Source organism: Ruegeria sp. D4 (assembly GCF_056534475.1).
In genome coordinates this window covers 297885-312447 of the sequence record NZ_JBQFPJ010000003.1, presented here as the reverse complement: position 1 = coordinate 312447, position 14563 = coordinate 297885, and the positions used below count along the sequence as shown (strand labels likewise).

Here is a 14563-nt window from a genome sequence, read left to right as displayed (position 1 = left end):
GCGAACCGTGTTAGGGCCTTTGGACGGTGCTGCCAAGGGCGAAGCTACTCAAGATGTGCAATGATCGAGCGCAGGGTCGGTATTCCGTCCCCTTTCTCGGAGGAGGTCAGCACAATCTCGGGGTAGGCGGCAGGGTGTTTAGACAGCGCGGTGCGGACCTGATCCAGCACCTTCTCACGCTCCTTGGCCTTGACCTTGTCGGCCTTGGTCATGACGCATTGAAAGGTCACGGCGCTGGTATCCAGCAGCTTCATGATCTCGTCGTCCACAGGTTTTACTCCATGGCGCGAGTCGATCAATACAAAAGCGCGGCGCAGGGTTTGACGTCCGCTGAGGTACTGTTTCAGCAGTCGCTGCCATTTCTCGACTACTTTGACCGGCGCGTTGGCATAACCGTAACCGGGCAGGTCAACCAGATAGAGGTCGGGCCCTTGCGTGAAAAAGTTGATCTCCTGCGTGCGGCCGGGCGTGTTCGATGCGCGCGCCAATCCCTTGGTCCCGGTCAGCGCGTTGATCAGGCTGGATTTCCCCACGTTCGAGCGGCCCGCAAAACACACCTCAAGCCGGTCGGGGGCGGGCAGGCCGTCCATGGCAACCACGCCTTTGACGAATTCGGACGGGCCAGCAAACAGCTTGCGCCCGGTTTCCTGCGCAATCGCATCCGGCGCGTCCGCCATTGGAAAAGGAAGCGTGCTCATACCGGTTCTACCTTGTCGCCGACACGGATATCTCCGCCCTGGATAACTTCGGCGTAGACGCCAAAATCCTGATGATCCCAAGCGTTCAGGGCGCCCAGCGTGTCTGCATCCCGCGTGCCGGTTTCCGGGTTGGCGGTCGTGGCCAGACAGCGCGTGATACGTTCCCGAACGCGCAGAACGGCCTGACCGATGCGAATGTCGCGGTTCAGCCAGTCAAACTCTTCCCACAGGGGCAGCCCGTCGAACCAGATGTTGCCGCGCCAGCGGACAAGGGATAGATCCTGCCCCAGCTTCTGCTCGACCGCCCGGTGCGAGGCCATATTGCACAGGCTGATCGAGGGGAAGTCACTGTCGGTCATTCCCCGTCCCGGAACCCGGATAATCCGTGCCGACGCAGCCCTGTCGACGGGCATCAGCGGTTTGACCCAGTCCAGAAAATCATCCTGCTGCGTGTCGGGATCGAAGCTGATCTCGGGGCGCCGCGGGTGGTTGAGCGTCACGGTGCCGCCGTTCATCCGGGCCGATATGGCCGCCAGTTGCGGGGCTTTGGAGCAGCGGCTGAAATTGGCACAGGGCGCCCATTCCGAACCATCGGCTTTTGACGCCTCGTGTGCGACGGCCCAAACGCGATCCCCGGGCATTGTCTGCCCGGGGGTCACGGTTACATCACTCAGGCTTTCCCGCCCGTGACTTTTGATTGGATGCCGCCAGAGGCTGGTGACAGACCCGCTCATTTGTCATCCGTCTTCGGGGTCCGCTTGAACCCGGACTTGATGTTGCCGAACACGTCCGGCGTGTAGCCCTGGCTGCGCATGATCAGGTACTGCTGCGTGAACGTGATCGTGTTGTTCGCAATCCAGTAAACCACCAGGCCGCTGGCAAACCCGCCCAGCATGAACATGAAGACCCACGGCATCCAGGCAAAGATCATCGCCTGTGTCGCATCCGTTGGTGCCGGGTTCAGTTTCTGCTGCAGCCACATCGAGATACCCAGCAGCAGTGGCAAGATACCGATGAAGATCAGCGCCATCAGCGTATCAGGCTGCGGTCCGGCCCAGGGCAGCCAGCCAAAGAAGTTGAAGATCGAGGTCGGGTCCGGCGCGCTGAGGTCCTGGAATGGGCCAAACCAGGGGGCCTGACGCAGTTCAATGGTGACAAAGATCACTTTATACAGCGAGAAGAAGATCGGGATCTGCATCAGGATCGGCAAACAGCCAGCGGCCGGGTTCACCTTTTCCTTTTTGTACAGCTCCATCATGCCCTGCTGCATCTTCTGACGATCGTCGCCGGCAGCCTCTTTCAGGGCCTCCATCTGCGGCTGAAGTTCCTTCATCTTGGCCATCGAGACGTAGGACTTGAACGCCAGCGGGAACAGGATCGCCTTGATGATCAGGGTCAGGCCGATGATCGACCAGCCCATATTGCCGATCAGCACATTGATATTGTGCAGCAGCCAGAAGATCGGCTTGGTCAGGAAGTAGAACCAGCCCCAATCGATGCTGTCCACGAACTTCTGCACACCTTCCGCCTGATACTCGCGGATGGTTTCCCATTCCTTGGCGCCTGCAAACAGGCGGGTGGTGACTTCCTCGGTCGCGCCGGGCGCAACGGACAGGGTCGGCAGCACGGTTTCGGTTTGATAAATCTTGCGGCGCGCGTCGTATTTTGCCGCCGCCTTGAAGGCCGAACCTTCAGCCGGGATCAGGGTGGTCATCCAGTAGTGATCCGTAAAGCCGACCCAGCCACCTTCCTTGATCTGAAAGACTTCGGCTTGCGCGCGTTCATTCGGATCAATGTCGAAGTCGCGGACATCGCCATAATCGATCTCGTCCAGAACGCCGTCCGCCATGACCATGACGCCTTCGTGCAGGATAAAGAAGTTCTTCAGGCCCGGCAGGTCACCATCCTCACCCATCCCGTGGCGCGCCAAAATGCCATAGGGCGCCATGCCAACTTCGGACTGCGTGGTATTCTCGACCGATTGCGTGACCGAGAACATGTAGTCTTCATCAACCGACACGGTGCGTCGGAAGATCAGGCCCTTACCGTTGTCCCAGACCAGTGTGACCGGGCTGTCGACGGTAAGCGTGTCGCCTTGTTCAGTCGACCAGAGCGTGTTCGGCCCAGGGACATCCGCGCCGGCAACGCCCGCCCCGGGCGCCCAGCCATACAAGGCGTAATAGGCAGAATCGGACCCGACGGGCGAAAGCAGCTCGACGATCGGGGCGCCTGCTTCGATCGAGACCTTGTAGTCTTTCAGAAACAGCTCATCGATGCGCCCGCCGGCCAGGGACATGCTGCCAGACAGGCGAGGCGTGTCGATCTGAATGCGCGGGGCCTCGGCTTCGGCTTGTGCTTCTTCTGTGACAGCAGATGCATCGCCGACGGCTGTGTCACCCGCTGCGCTCGGAGTCTGAAGCTCACTGCCCTCGGAGGCGCTGACTTCCACCTGATCCGGTGTCGGTGCCTGTTCCGGGGGTGGGAAAAGGACGAACCAGACGAGGATCACCAGAAAGCTGAGCGCGGTTGCGAGGATGAGATTCTTGTTCTGATCGTCCATCTGGGACAGCCACCTTGAGCTGGGAAACACACCGGAGGTGTTCAACAGAGTGCAGCCCCAAAGGTCAAGTGGAATCGCCCGTCAATTTGCCACCGGAAGGGATTGCGCCTTGCAAAATCCCGGATTTCATCCGGTTTGCCGTCCAATCCCGGGAACCTTGTTCACTTTTGCGCGGTGCGAAGCGATCCAGTCGAGCGTCTGCTCGAGTGGCATCGGTTTGCCAATTCCGAACCCCTGCACATGATTGCAGCCAAGCTGCGCCATCAGGGCATGCTCGCCCGGGGTTTCCACCCCTTCGGCCAGTGTTTCCAGGTTAAGCCGTTCCGCCATCGTCAGGATGGCACTGGCCAATTGTTGCTGACCGGGATCCCGATCGGATTTTGTCACAAAGGACCGGTCGATCTTGATCCGCGAAACATCAAAGCGCTTAATGGACGCGATCGAGGCATGACCGGTGCCGAAATCATCCAGATCGATACAGCATCCCAGCGCGGCCATTCCGGTCACATTGCGGGTGATGACGTCATCGGGGCGTTTGGCAAATACCGTTTCGAGGATTTCGACCGCAAGCCTGTCCGGTGTCAGGTCAAACTGGTCCAGTTCCCATTTCAGGCGATCCATGAGCCCCGGGTCGCGGAGTTCATCGGACGAGAAATTGATACCGATCCGAGGAACCACAACGCCAGCCCGGTCCCAGGCCTGCATGGCAGTAAACGCATGGTGGCACATCGCATGGCCCAGCCGTTCCATCAGTTCCGCCTGCTGGGCGAAGGGTAGAAACGCCTGCGGGCCCAACACACCTTTTTGCGGATGCTCCCACCGGGCCAGTGCCTCAAAACCTGTGACGCGCCCTGTGTCTGTCGAGATTTGAGGCTGAAACCAGGGGCGAATTTCACCATTGTCCAACGCTGCCTCGAAATCCTTGCGCAGGTTTGTGCGGATCCGGGACCGGCGGCGCGTTTCGACGGAATAGGCCCGAATGGTCGAAGGGCCGTTTCTTTGTGCTTCGGCAAGTGCGGCGTTCGCCGCCTCGATCCCGTCGGTTGCGTCACCGTCGAAGTCATGAGGCATCAGGCAAAACCCGATCGAGCACGAGACGCAAAGCCTGGCACCATTCAGCATGATCGGTTCTTCGATAGCAGTTTGGATGCGGCCGGACATCTGAATGCAGGATTCCAGGTCAAGATGCGGAGATGCCCCAAGACCCAAAGCGATTTTGTCTCTGCCGTCCCGGGTCACGATGTCCTGGGACCGGATCGTGGACAAGGTCCGGCTGCAGGCCAGTTCGGCGATATGGGCGACCGCCGCCTGCCCGTGCAGGTCTAGCAGCGACCCATAGTCATCCAGTGAAATCACGAAACAGGCCGAGCTTTCCATATTTTTCCTCGCGCCATCCAGCAGGTTCCCCAACCTGGTACGAAACACCTGTTCCGGCATCATCCCGCCAGAGTTGTCGCGAAGTGAATTCCCAATCGCAGGCCAGATATTTGCAGCGCTCGCTCCGGCATGGATCAGGGGCAAGCCCAATGCGACGATCAACAGCACTTGCTCTCCGCCGATCCAGAAGGCTGCAAGGCTGAGTGCCGGTATGAAGGCCAGTGCGGAAGGGCCGTTCAGGCCCGCGACAATCGTGTTGAGGACTCGTTTAAAGATTAATCGGTTCCGCATTGGTTCTAACGGCCTTCAGCTTGGACTCAGCGCGCAAGCCCAACCGTAGGAAACCAAACTGAGTCAGTCGTTAACGCAGACGCGGAATTTCGTCCGATTTTTCGTTTTTTTGACCCGGATCAAGCGAAAGATTCGCGAAATCGAACAATTTCGGGTCCAGCAGATGCGAGGGCCGCGCGTTTGTCAGGGCCCGGAACATCACCTGACGCCGGCCGGGGCTGTTCTTTTCCCACTGATCGAGAATCTGTTTCACCTGTTGGCGCTGCAAGCCGTCCTGACTGCCGCAGAGGTCACAGGGGATGATGGGATAGTTCATGGCGGTTGCGAATTTCGCGCAATCGGCCTCGGCCACATGGGCGAGGGGGCGGAAAACGAACAGGTCGCCCTCTTCATTCACAAGTTTAGGCGGCATGGTGGCCAGACGCCCGCCGTGGAAGAGGTTCATGAAGAAGGTTTCGAGGATGTCGTCACGGTGATGACCCAGTACCACGGCCGAGCAGCCCTCTTCCCGGGCGATGCGATACAGGTTTCCACGGCGCAGGCGTGAACACAGTGCGCAATAGGTGCGGCCCTGCGGAACCTTGTCCATCACGACGGAATAGGTGTCCTGATATTCGATGCGGTGCGGAACACCCATTCGTTCGAGAAACTCGGGTAGAACGGTGGCGGGAAAACCCGGCTGACCCTGATCCAGATTGCAGGCCAGAAGGTCGACCGGCAGCAGTCCGCGCCATTTCAACTCGTGGAGAACCGCAAGAAGGGTATAGCTGTCCTTGCCGCCTGACAGGCAAATCAGCCAGCGGGGCGGTTTGCCATCCTTGTCATGGGCGGACGGGTCCACCATCCCGTAATGCTCAATGGCCTCACGGGTCTGGCGCACGATGCGCTTGCGCAGCTTTTTGAACTCGGTCGTCGAGGGCGCACCAGCAAAAAGCGGGTGGATATCGTCAGCTTCGTCAAACATGGGCTGCCCCTACAGCAGTTGCGGCAACCGGGCAAGTGGGCGGGTCAGCCCAGACGCGCCAGCAGGGCGTCGGTGTCCAGTCCTGTGACCGATCCCGGGATGCGACCGCTTTCACCTGACAGGCGCGTGGCAATAAACCCGTCGGCAACCGCGCCAGGGGCATGTCGCACCAACTGCGCCGCCGCCAACAAAAGTGCTGTACGCTCGGCGAACCACCGTGCCTCTGCCTCGGGTGGCAGGTCGGGCCAACGGTCGCGATGCGCCTTCAACGCTGCGTCATAGCCCCGGTCTGCACCTCTTGCGGCGTCCAACTCGGCTTGCAGTACCTCTGCGGCCAGCGGTTCTCTGATCAGGGTGCGCAGAATGTCGAGGCAGATCACGTTACCTGACCCCTCCCAAATGCTGTTTAGCGGGGCTTCCCGATAGAGCAGGAGCAGAGGGGTATCCTCGACATAGCCCGTGCCGCCCAGCACCTCCATCGCCTCGACCACGACAACCGGACAGCGCTTGTTGTTCAGGAATTTGGCCAGTGCGACGCTGATGCGGGCAAAGGACCTGTCTTCGGGCGACCTGCCTTCGAATGCCTTCGCAACCCGCATCCCCAACGTCAGAGCGCTCTCCCAATCCAGTGCCAGGTCGGCCAGCACGGCGCGCATCAGGGGCTGGTCGATCAGACGGCGCTGAAACGCGGTTCGGTGGCTGACCCAATGATGTGCCTCGGACAGGGCGGCACGCATCAGTCCGGCCGGAGCCATGGCAGTGCCCAGCCGGGTGTGGTGCACCATTTCGATGATGGTCTGCACGCCAGCGCCTACGTCGCCCAGCTGATAGGCCAGCGCGTCGTGGTATTCGATTTCGGCAGAGGCGTTGGATCTGTTGCCCAGCTTATCCTTCAGACGCATCAGATGGATCGCGTTGCGCTCGCCCTCCAACCAGCGGGGAACAAGGAAACAGGTCAGCCCACCCGGCGTCTGCGCCAGCGTCAGGAAGCCATCCGACATCGGGGCCGAGCAGAACCATTTGTGACCGCGCAGACGCCAGTGATGGCCATCGCGGGTGGCAATGGTGGTATTGGTGCGTACGTCCGAGCCACCCTGTTTCTCAGTCATCGCCATACCCAACGTGGCGCAGGCTTTTTGGTCGATCGGACGCGTCGACGGATCATAGCTGTGGGCCATGAGTTTTGGGCGCCAGACCGAGGCGATCTGCTGATTGACCTCAAGCGCCGGGATTGCCGCATAGGTCATGGTCATCGGGCAACAATGACCCGGCTCGACCTGTCCCGCCAAGTAGACCATGGCTGCGTGGGTGGCGTGCCCACCCGGCTGACCGTCCCAGGCCATTGCGGCGTAACCGGCGGACTGGCTGATCTGCATCATCTGGTGGTAAGCGGGGTGAAACCGCACCTCGTCCAGACGCCGACCGCCCTGATCGAATACCCGGAGTTCGGGCGGCTGTCGGTTGGCTTCGCGCCCCAACTCTCGTGTTTCGGCACGTCCAAGTGTTTCGCCGAAAGCCGCCAAAGGCGCTGCGCGCGCGCCGGACATGTCCACCGTGTCTAGAAGCACCGGGTCGCAGGCCCACAGGTCAATGTCACCACGAATTTGCGGTTGGTTGTGGACGGTGTGCGTGGGCAGAGTGCGGCGTGCGTCTGGTGGCATCAGAACCTCGGGTTGGACTGATCCGAATGTTGAGCGCAGGTTCAACCGGGTCAAGTCTGACCGGGGGTCATTAAGTTCTGCTCTGCTCGTCAGGGCGTTCCGGCACGGGATCGTAGCCGTCACCGCCCCAAGGGTGGCATCGGCCAATCCGTCGGGCGGCCAGCCACGCGCCCTTGATCGCACCGTGTTTTTCCAATGCTTCAAGCGCATAGGCCGAACACGTGGGCTGATAGCGGCAGTTGAACCCGACCCAGGGGCTGAAAACCAGCCGATAAGCCCTGACAGGCAGGGCAAGGATATGAGAGAACAGGGTCATTTCCGCCCGCCGTGGATTTTGCGCAGCGCATAGCGGAGGTCATCCAGAAGGGCGTCAAACGGGCGCGCGGCGGTCACTTCGGCGCGACCGACCAGTACATAGTCCCACCCATCAAGCCCACTGACGGGCAGCACAGCGCGGGCGGCCTCGCGCAAACGCCGCTTGGCGCGATTGCGGGCAACGGCATTGCCGACCTTCTTTGAACAGGTGAACCCGACGCGAATTCCGGTCGCTTCGTCAGGCGCGCGTTTGCGGCCCTGCACCATCATCGAGGATGTGCCCTGCCTGCGCGCGCGCGCGGCTTTCAGGAAATCGGATCGTTTCCTGAGAATGGTCAGAGTTTCAGGCGCGCAAACGGACGCCGCCGGGGGCGTTTCCCCGGGCTGGTCCTTACCATCCACGAGGGGCCTCCGGCGGCGTCATGTTCATAACCTGACAGGTCGAGCGGTTTACGCGCTCAGCGACTTGCGGCCACGTGCGCGGCGCGCATTCAGGATCTTGCGGCCGGCCTTTGTGGCCATGCGCGCGCGGAAACCGTGGCGGCGTTTGCGAACCAGGTTCGAAGGCTGATAGGTGCGTTTCATCGCTCCGTCTCCAATCTATGCGGTCGGGTGCGGCGCGGATTCGCCTGCCCGTGGTGTTCGAAGCCCGTCCTCTACTGGGTAGCGGGGGGTAAGTCAAACCCCAAGGTGGGGGTTTTGGCGGCTTTTGCAACAATTCTGTAACCCAGCCCGTGAAAAGGTTTCAAAAAGACAGGTCAGCGGCCCCAAACCCTCACATTCCCGGACAAAAACATCAAGGCAGCGTGAGGCCCCTGTTGCCGAGGCGCCATGCGGCGCATGTTGTTTGCAGAATGAAACACACGAAACCGGACAGCCACATGAGTGATGCAACTCAGGCCCCGCGCAGAGGGCTTGCGCGACATATTCCGTTGCTGGTGATTCTTACCGTTGCAGCGGTGGGGTTTTTCACACTGGGCGACTATCTGACGTTCGAAACTCTGCGCGACAACCGCGAGGCGCTTTTGGCGTGGCGTGACGCCAATTACTGGGCAATGGCCGGTGCTTTCGTGACGATTTACATCGTCATCGTGGCATTTTCTTTGCCGGGTGCGGCGGTGGCCTCGATGACGGGCGGGTTCCTGTTCGGACTAATCGCCGGAACCGTCTTTAACGTATTTGCGGCCACGGTCGGTGCATCGGTGATCTTTCTGGCCGCGCGCTGGGGGTTGGGCGAAGCCCTGACGGCCCGCCTCGAATCTTCGGAGGGCAGCATCAAAAAGCTCAAGGACAATTTGCGCGAGAATGAAATTCCGGTGCTTTTTCTGCTGCGCCTTGTACCCGTCGTGCCGTTTTTCGTGGCCAACCTTGTGCCCGCTCTGGTGGGCGTGAAATTCCGCAATTTTCTGATCACTACGGCGCTGGGCATTATCCCCGGAGGGATTGTGTACACCTGGATCGGCGTGGGACTGGGCGGTGTGTTCGACCGGGGCGAGACGCCTGACGTTTCGCTGCTGTGGGAACCCTTTGTCATAGGTCCCATCATCGGCTTGTGTGTGCTGGCCGCTTTGCCGATTGTCATCAAATCCGTTCGAGGCCGAAAGGACGCCTGATTCATGCAAGATCTGAATGCCGATATCCTGGTGATCGGAGCCGGGTCAGGGGGGTTGTCCTTGGCCGCAGGGGCCAGCCAGATGGGGGCAAACGTCATCCTGCTGGAAGGCCACAAGATGGGCGGCGATTGCCTGAACTTCGGATGTGTTCCGTCCAAAGCCCTGATTGCCAGCGCCAACGCAGCCCATGCGCAGGCCCATGCCTCGGTGCTGGGCGTGGCGGGTGTGGCTCCGCAGGTGGATTATGCTGCGGCCAAGGATCACGTCCGGGACGTTATCGCCCAGATCGAACCGATGGACAGCCAGGAGCGGTTCGAGGGCTTTGGCGTCAAAGTTATCCGCGAATATGGCAGTTTTGTTTCTCCGACCCATGTGCAGGCGGGTGGTCACCTGATCACTGCGCGGCGTGTGGTGATCGCAACGGGTTCTTCCCCCCTGGTGCCGCCGATCCCCGGGTTGGATCAGGTGCCGTATTTCACCAACGAGACCATCTTTGACCTGCGCGACAAGCCCGATCACCTTCTGATCATCGGCGGCGGGCCCATCGGCATGGAAATGGCGCAGGCCCATATTCGGCTGGGATGCAAAGTCACTGTGATCGAAGGGATGACAGCACTGGGCAAGGATGACCCCGAAGCGGCCGAGGTTGTTTTGGAGACTTTGCGGGCGGAAGGCGTGGTGATTCACGAAACGGCATTGGTCGCGCAGATCAGGGGCAACGCTGGCACGATTGAGGTAGTGACCGAGAATGGTGACGTCTTCTCGGGCTCGCATCTGTTGCTGGCGGCGGGGCGCAAGGCAAACACAGACCGCCTGAACCTTGAAGCCGCCGGGATCGAACTGTCCCCTACCGGGGTCAAGGTTAACGAGGCGTTGCGGACCACCAATCGCAAGGTCTATGCCATCGGTGACGTCGCCGGTGGGCTGCAATTCACCCATGTAGCCGGGTATCAGGCAGGGATTGTCATCCGCTCGGCGCTGTTCGGCCTGCCGTCCAAGGCGAAGACGGCGCATATCCCGTGGGCCACCTATACTGATCCGGAACTGGCGCAGGTTGGCCTGACCGAAGCGCAGGCGCATGCACACCATGGTGACAAGGTCGAGGTCGCCCGTTTTGACTATCATCACAATGACAGGGCGATTTCCCAGCGGAAAACGAAAGGCTTCATTAAGGTCATGGTTGTAAAAGGCCGGCCCGTGGGTGTTACAATCGTGGGTCATCAGGCGGGCGAACTGATCAACTTGTGGTCGCTGGCCCTGGCCAATAATCTGAAGATGGGTCAGGTCGCCGCGATGGTGTCCCCCTATCCGACGATCGGAGAGCTTAACAAACGCGCGGCGGGCGCTTATTTCTCGCCAAGGCTGTTTGAGAATCAGGCAGTTAAACGAGTGGTCAGGTTCGTCCAGCGCTGGATCCCCTGACCGGGAAAGGAGCGCATATTGAACTCGCTGTCGGGCCGATTTCTGATCCTGACGACGGTCTTCGTGATGTTGGCCGAGGTGCTGATCTTTGTGCCATCGATTGCGCGGTTCCGCGAAGATTTCCTGCTGAACCGGCTTGAACGGGCCCAGATCGCCTCGCTGGCGTTGCTGGCTGATGACATGCTGGCCGAAGATCTGGAGGCCGAACTTCTGGCCAATGCGGGCGTCTACAATGTGGTGTTGCGGCGTGACGAGGTGCGTCAGCTGATGCTGTCCTCACCGATCCCCGAGCCGATCACCAAGACGTACGATCTGCGCGACGCGAGCCCTTGGGTTCTGATCCGGGACGCGATGGCCCGGCTGTTCACTCCGGAAAACGAAGTCATCCGAGTGATAGGCGAGCCGGTCAAGGGTGCCGGGCTGCTGATCGAAGTGACGATCGACAGCGCGCCGCTGCGCATGGCGATGACGGACTACGGCCTGCGAATTCTGGGGCTGTCCTTCGTGATCTCTATCATCACCGCTTTTTTTCTGTTTCTTGCGGTGCGTGTCGTTCTGGTGCGCCCGATCAAAAGCGTGGTCGGATACATGCAGCGCTATGCCAGCGCACCTGAGGATGCGCGCGGCATCATCTCGCCGGATTCCCGGGTGACGGAACTCAGGGAAGCCGAGGAGGCCCTGCAAATGTTGCAGAAGGAACTGACGCAGGCCCTGAAACAGCGTGAACGCTTGGCTCAGTTGGGTGGGGCCGTGGCCAAGGTCAGTCACGATTTGCGCAACATCCTGACCTCGGCACAATTGTTCACGGACCGCATCGAAGCCAGTGACGATCCGGTGGTTCGGCGTCTGGCCCCCAAGCTGGTGAATTCGATCACCCGTGCGGTGTCCTTATGTGAAAGCACGCTGGCATTTGGCCGCGCCGAGGAACCGGCACCCACATTGACCATGGTCCGGTTGCGCGATGTCGGTGAAGATGTTGTGGCCAGTGAAAGGCTGGCGGTTGCCGATTCTTGCGTGGAAATTGTCAATAACCTGCCGCAGGACCTGATCGCCCGCGCCGACCCCGAGCAGATGTTCCGGGTCATGATGAATCTTGTCCGCAACGCCCGTCAGGCGCTTGTCGCCTCGGGCAAACCCGGGAAGATCACGATAGAAGGCCGTGAAGACGACGACAGCTGGTGCGTTGAAATCCGCGACAACGGTCCGGGCCTGCCCCCGAAAGCGCGGGAAAACCTGTTTACCCCGTTTCAGGGCGGCGTCCGCAAAGGAGGTTCGGGCTTGGGCCTCGCGATATCGCAGGAACTGGTGCGCGGACATGGCGGGGATCTGGTGCTGAAGCACACAGGTCCTGACGGAACCACCTTTGAAATAAGCCTGCCACGCGGCGACCGGACTTTTTGAAAGTTTTTTTGAGAATCGACTTGCACGTCCCCGGACCTGGGTCTAAATACCGCCTCACCAACGCGGACCGATAGCTCAGCTGGATAGAGTACTTGACTACGAATCAAGGGGTCGGGGGTTCGAATCCTCCTCGGTCCGCCACTTGGTGATTTCCCTGAATTTTGTTGAACAACACTAGGTCGCTAAAACCTTTGCGTTATATGATTGTAGCCGCGCTAGCGGGTTTCATTGAATTTTCGCCAATGACACCAGTATACTTTCATTAAGTGGTATTTTTTGTCGTAGTTTCATGTCGGCGCTCAGCGGAATACTGGCAAAGAAGCTGGTAGATAATCTTGGTCCGGGACGACACGGTGACGGTTCTGGCTTGTATCTTGTTGTAGATCCATCGGGCGCACGGTGTTGGATCGTACGTGTTTCGGTCAAAGGGCATAGAACCGCACGGGCGCGCCGCTTCGAACGGACTTAGGTTTAGGCGGCGCGGATGTCGTCGCACTGAAACAGGCTCGAGAACGAGCCATCGAATTGCGGCGAATAGCGAAAGCGCGGTGGATCCCGCGCTTCAACGCCAAGCGCGAAATTCCAACTTTTGAAGAACTCAGCCGGCTGGTTCACGTTGGCCGCCTGCCAACATGGAAGAATGCCAAGCATGGCCAGCAATGGCTCAACACTTTGCGCTATTATGCGGTCCCCAAAATCGGACGCATGCCTGTGGGCAGCATTGATCAGCCCGAAGTGCTGATGTGCCTGTCGCCCATCTGGACCGAGAAACACGAAACCGCAAGCGACTGTCGCTGCGGAAAAGGACGGTACTCGACGTGGCGAAGTCCAACGGCATTCGCCCCGGCGAGAACCCGGTGACCGCAATCCGCGAAGGTAAGATGCTGCCCAACGTCAAAGCCAAGGTCCAGCACCATGACGCGATGCGTGGCGAGAGGTGCCCGCGTTCTAAACCGAGTTGCAGACCCGCTCTGCTGTGGCTGCCAAGGCGCTCATATTTGCCTTAAAACAGCGTTCGATGTGTTCTGTGTGACATACAAAAGCCGGCTTCGGGTTACTCGTAACATTACTTGCGAATCCTAAATAGTCGAAACTATTTTGCGATAATTTCCAATACAGGAACTAGAATAACGTATCTCTTGATGGGCAGCGCGCTCGCGTGCTTCACTTTTGTGGCTATGTCAGCCTCAAGTTTCGCTGGCCAAAAAGGACCGGAAGGCGCGACCTTCCCGAAAAAAATTCCAAGCGCACCACCGTCCGAAAGGGTGAGAAAAACAAGCGCGGAAGTTTCCCAATATGGAGATACCAGATGAAAAGAATTGCAACGCTACTAGGAAGTGCTTCGGTCGCGATTGCCGGCCCGGCTATGGCCGCAGATATCGTGATCGGTGTGCCGAACTGGGCCTCGGTGAATGCCACGGCACATATTCTTGAGGTGGTGATCGAAGAAAACCTTGGTCTGGACGTGGAACTGCAAAACGGCACGAATCCGATTGTCTTCGAAGCCATGGACAGCGGCTCGATGCACGTCCACCCAGAAGTGTGGATGCCCAACCAGCAAAACCTGCATGACACATATGTCAAAGAAAATGGCACGGTTGTCATGAACCAAAACCCGGTTCAGGCCGAGCAGGGCATGTGTGTCCCGACCTACATCGCTGAACAGCATGACATCAAGTCAATTGACGACCTGAGTGACCCGGACAAGATGGCGATCTTCGATACAGACGGGAATGGTACGCCTGAGGTCTGGATCGGTGCTCCGGGCTGGGCTTCGACCGTTGTCGAGAAGATTCGGGCCAAATCTTATGGCTATGATCAGATATTCGACCTGACGGAATACGAGGAAACCATCGCCTATGCCAACCTGGCAAACGCGACCAAGGCGGGCGATCCGTGGATCGGGTTCTGCTACAGCCCCCACTATATCTTCGTGACCCAAGACCTGACGGTTCTTGAAGAGCCGGCTCATGACCCTGCCACCTGGACAATTGTTCAGCCCACCGATGACCCGGATTGGCTGTCGAAATCCGAAGCGTCCACGGCCTGGAACGGCGCAACTCTTCACCTGCACTACGCGAAAGAGCTGGAAGAGAGTTATCCTGAAGTGGCCGCTCTGTTCAGCAACTATCAGATGTCAGGAGATGATCTGAGCGCGATGGGCAAGGCTCTGGCTGTAGACAACGTCGAAGCCGCGGATTTTGCCAAGCAGTGGGTGGCAGAGAACGAAGATACCGTGATCGGCTGGCTAACCAACTAAA

The 14563-nt window shown here is 59.4% G+C and carries 14 protein-coding genes, 1 tRNA gene and 1 pseudogene; 6 read left to right on the top strand and 10 right to left on the bottom strand.

Annotated features, from left to right (window positions below):
- Positions 1-44: 44 nt before the first annotated feature.
- The 9 genes and pseudogenes from yihA to rpmH form a co-directional block, all read right to left on the bottom strand.
- Positions 45-698, bottom strand: coding sequence for a ribosome biogenesis GTP-binding protein YihA/YsxC (gene yihA, locus ACR0MI_RS07370; RefSeq protein WP_170619183.1), 654 nt, complete (start codon positions 696-698; stop codon positions 45-47).
- Positions 695-1432: an MOSC domain-containing protein gene (locus ACR0MI_RS07365; RefSeq protein ID WP_170613719.1), complete on the bottom strand. Its 738-nt coding sequence runs from the start codon at positions 1430-1432 to the stop codon at positions 695-697. Before ACR0MI_RS07365 ends, yihA begins: the two co-directional genes overlap by 4 nt.
- Entirely contained in the window at positions 1429-3258 is a 1830-nt protein-coding gene (yidC, locus tag ACR0MI_RS07360) for a membrane protein insertase YidC (RefSeq protein ID WP_170613717.1), read from the bottom strand. Before yidC ends, ACR0MI_RS07365 begins: the two co-directional genes overlap by 4 nt.
- Before the next feature lie 126 nt (positions 3259-3384).
- Positions 3385-4926: a putative bifunctional diguanylate cyclase/phosphodiesterase gene (locus tag ACR0MI_RS07355; RefSeq protein ID WP_480440627.1), complete on the bottom strand. Its 1542-nt coding sequence runs from the start codon at positions 4924-4926 to the stop codon at positions 3385-3387.
- 70 nt (positions 4927-4996) lie between these two features.
- The gene (gene ttcA, locus ACR0MI_RS07350; RefSeq protein WP_170613714.1) at positions 4997-5890 is read right to left on the bottom strand and encodes a tRNA 2-thiocytidine(32) synthetase TtcA; all 894 of its coding nucleotides are present in this window, start codon (positions 5888-5890) and stop codon (positions 4997-4999) included.
- Between the two features lie 44 nt (positions 5891-5934).
- The gene (locus ACR0MI_RS07345) at positions 5935-7551 is read right to left on the bottom strand and encodes an acyl-CoA dehydrogenase family protein (protein ID WP_480440630.1); all 1617 of its coding nucleotides are present in this window, start codon (positions 7549-7551) and stop codon (positions 5935-5937) included.
- A gap of 70 nt (positions 7552-7621) precedes the next feature.
- Positions 7622-7867 carry a membrane protein insertion efficiency factor YidD gene (gene yidD / locus ACR0MI_RS07340; protein ID WP_170613710.1) on the bottom strand — a complete coding sequence of 82 codons (246 nt, stop codon included), beginning with the start codon at positions 7865-7867 and terminating at the stop codon, positions 7622-7624.
- A pseudogene (rnpA, locus tag ACR0MI_RS07335) lies at positions 7864-8290 on the bottom strand (ribonuclease P protein component). The gene yidD and the pseudogene rnpA overlap by 4 nt, the downstream one beginning before the upstream one ends.
- A 26-nt stretch (positions 8291-8316) precedes the next feature.
- The gene (rpmH, locus tag ACR0MI_RS07330) at positions 8317-8451 is read right to left on the bottom strand and encodes a 50S ribosomal protein L34 (protein WP_005980833.1); all 135 of its coding nucleotides are present in this window, start codon (positions 8449-8451) and stop codon (positions 8317-8319) included.
- Between the two features lie 269 nt (positions 8452-8720).
- Between rpmH and ACR0MI_RS07325 the strand changes: the two genes are divergently transcribed.
- The 4 genes from ACR0MI_RS07325 to ACR0MI_RS07310 all read left to right on the top strand — a co-directional run bounded on the left by ACR0MI_RS07325 (position 8721) and on the right by ACR0MI_RS07310 (position 12443).
- Entirely contained in the window at positions 8721-9479 is a 759-nt protein-coding gene (locus tag ACR0MI_RS07325) for a TVP38/TMEM64 family protein (RefSeq protein ID WP_480440632.1), read from the top strand.
- A 3-nt stretch (positions 9480-9482) separates the two neighbouring features.
- Positions 9483-10901: a dihydrolipoyl dehydrogenase family protein gene (locus tag ACR0MI_RS07320; RefSeq protein ID WP_480854004.1), complete on the top strand. Its 1419-nt coding sequence runs from the start codon at positions 9483-9485 to the stop codon at positions 10899-10901.
- Between the two features lie 15 nt (positions 10902-10916).
- Positions 10917-12302 carry an ATP-binding protein gene (locus ACR0MI_RS07315; RefSeq protein WP_170613802.1) on the top strand — a complete coding sequence of 462 codons (1386 nt, stop codon included), beginning with the start codon at positions 10917-10919 and terminating at the stop codon, positions 12300-12302.
- Between the two features lie 64 nt (positions 12303-12366).
- Positions 12367-12443 (top strand) — tRNA-Arg (locus ACR0MI_RS07310).
- A 330-nt stretch (positions 12444-12773) separates the two neighbouring features.
- Here ACR0MI_RS07310 and ACR0MI_RS07305 read toward each other — a convergent pair.
- Positions 12774-12962, bottom strand: coding sequence for a hypothetical protein (locus ACR0MI_RS07305; RefSeq protein ID WP_170613704.1), 189 nt, complete (start codon positions 12960-12962; stop codon positions 12774-12776).
- Between ACR0MI_RS07305 and ACR0MI_RS07300 the strand changes: the two genes are divergently transcribed.
- Positions 12882-13163: a phage integrase central domain-containing protein gene (locus ACR0MI_RS07300; RefSeq protein ID WP_480491763.1), complete on the top strand. Its 282-nt coding sequence runs from the start codon at positions 12882-12884 to the stop codon at positions 13161-13163. The genes ACR0MI_RS07305 and ACR0MI_RS07300 overlap by 81 nt on opposite strands.
- A gap of 448 nt (positions 13164-13611) precedes the next feature.
- A complete protein-coding gene (locus ACR0MI_RS07295) occupies positions 13612-14562 on the top strand; it encodes an ABC transporter substrate-binding protein (RefSeq protein ID WP_170613702.1) in 951 nt (316 codons plus the stop codon).
- Position 14563: the final 1 nt, after the last annotated feature.

Bases quoted from the DNA above. Each gene is read 5' to 3' on its own strand.
- yidC (WP_170613717.1), bottom strand. From the start codon at position 3,258: ATGGACGATCAGAACAAGAATCTCATCCTCGCAACCGCGCTCAGCTTT.
- ACR0MI_RS07325 (WP_480440632.1), top strand. From the start codon at position 8,721: ATGAAACACACGAAACCGGACAGCCACATGAGTGATGCAACTCAGGCC.
- ACR0MI_RS07345 (WP_480440630.1), bottom strand. From the start codon at position 7,551: ATGCCACCAGACGCACGCCGCACTCTGCCCACGCACACCGTCCACAAC.
- ACR0MI_RS07365 (WP_170613719.1), bottom strand. From the start codon at position 1,432: ATGAGCGGGTCTGTCACCAGCCTCTGGCGGCATCCAATCAAAAGTCAC.
- ACR0MI_RS07320 (WP_480854004.1), top strand. From the start codon at position 9,483: ATGCAAGATCTGAATGCCGATATCCTGGTGATCGGAGCCGGGTCAGGG.
- ACR0MI_RS07295 (WP_170613702.1), top strand. From the start codon at position 13,612: ATGAAAAGAATTGCAACGCTACTAGGAAGTGCTTCGGTCGCGATTGCC.
- rpmH (WP_005980833.1), bottom strand. From the start codon at position 8,451: ATGAAACGCACCTATCAGCCTTCGAACCTGGTTCGCAAACGCCGCCAC.
- ACR0MI_RS07355 (WP_480440627.1), bottom strand. From the start codon at position 4,926: ATGCGGAACCGATTAATCTTTAAACGAGTCCTCAACACGATTGTCGCG.
- yihA (WP_170619183.1), bottom strand. From the start codon at position 698: ATGAGCACGCTTCCTTTTCCAATGGCGGACGCGCCGGATGCGATTGCG.
- yidD (WP_170613710.1), bottom strand. From the start codon at position 7,867: ATGACCCTGTTCTCTCATATCCTTGCCCTGCCTGTCAGGGCTTATCGG.
- ttcA (WP_170613714.1), bottom strand. From the start codon at position 5,890: ATGTTTGACGAAGCTGACGATATCCACCCGCTTTTTGCTGGTGCGCCC.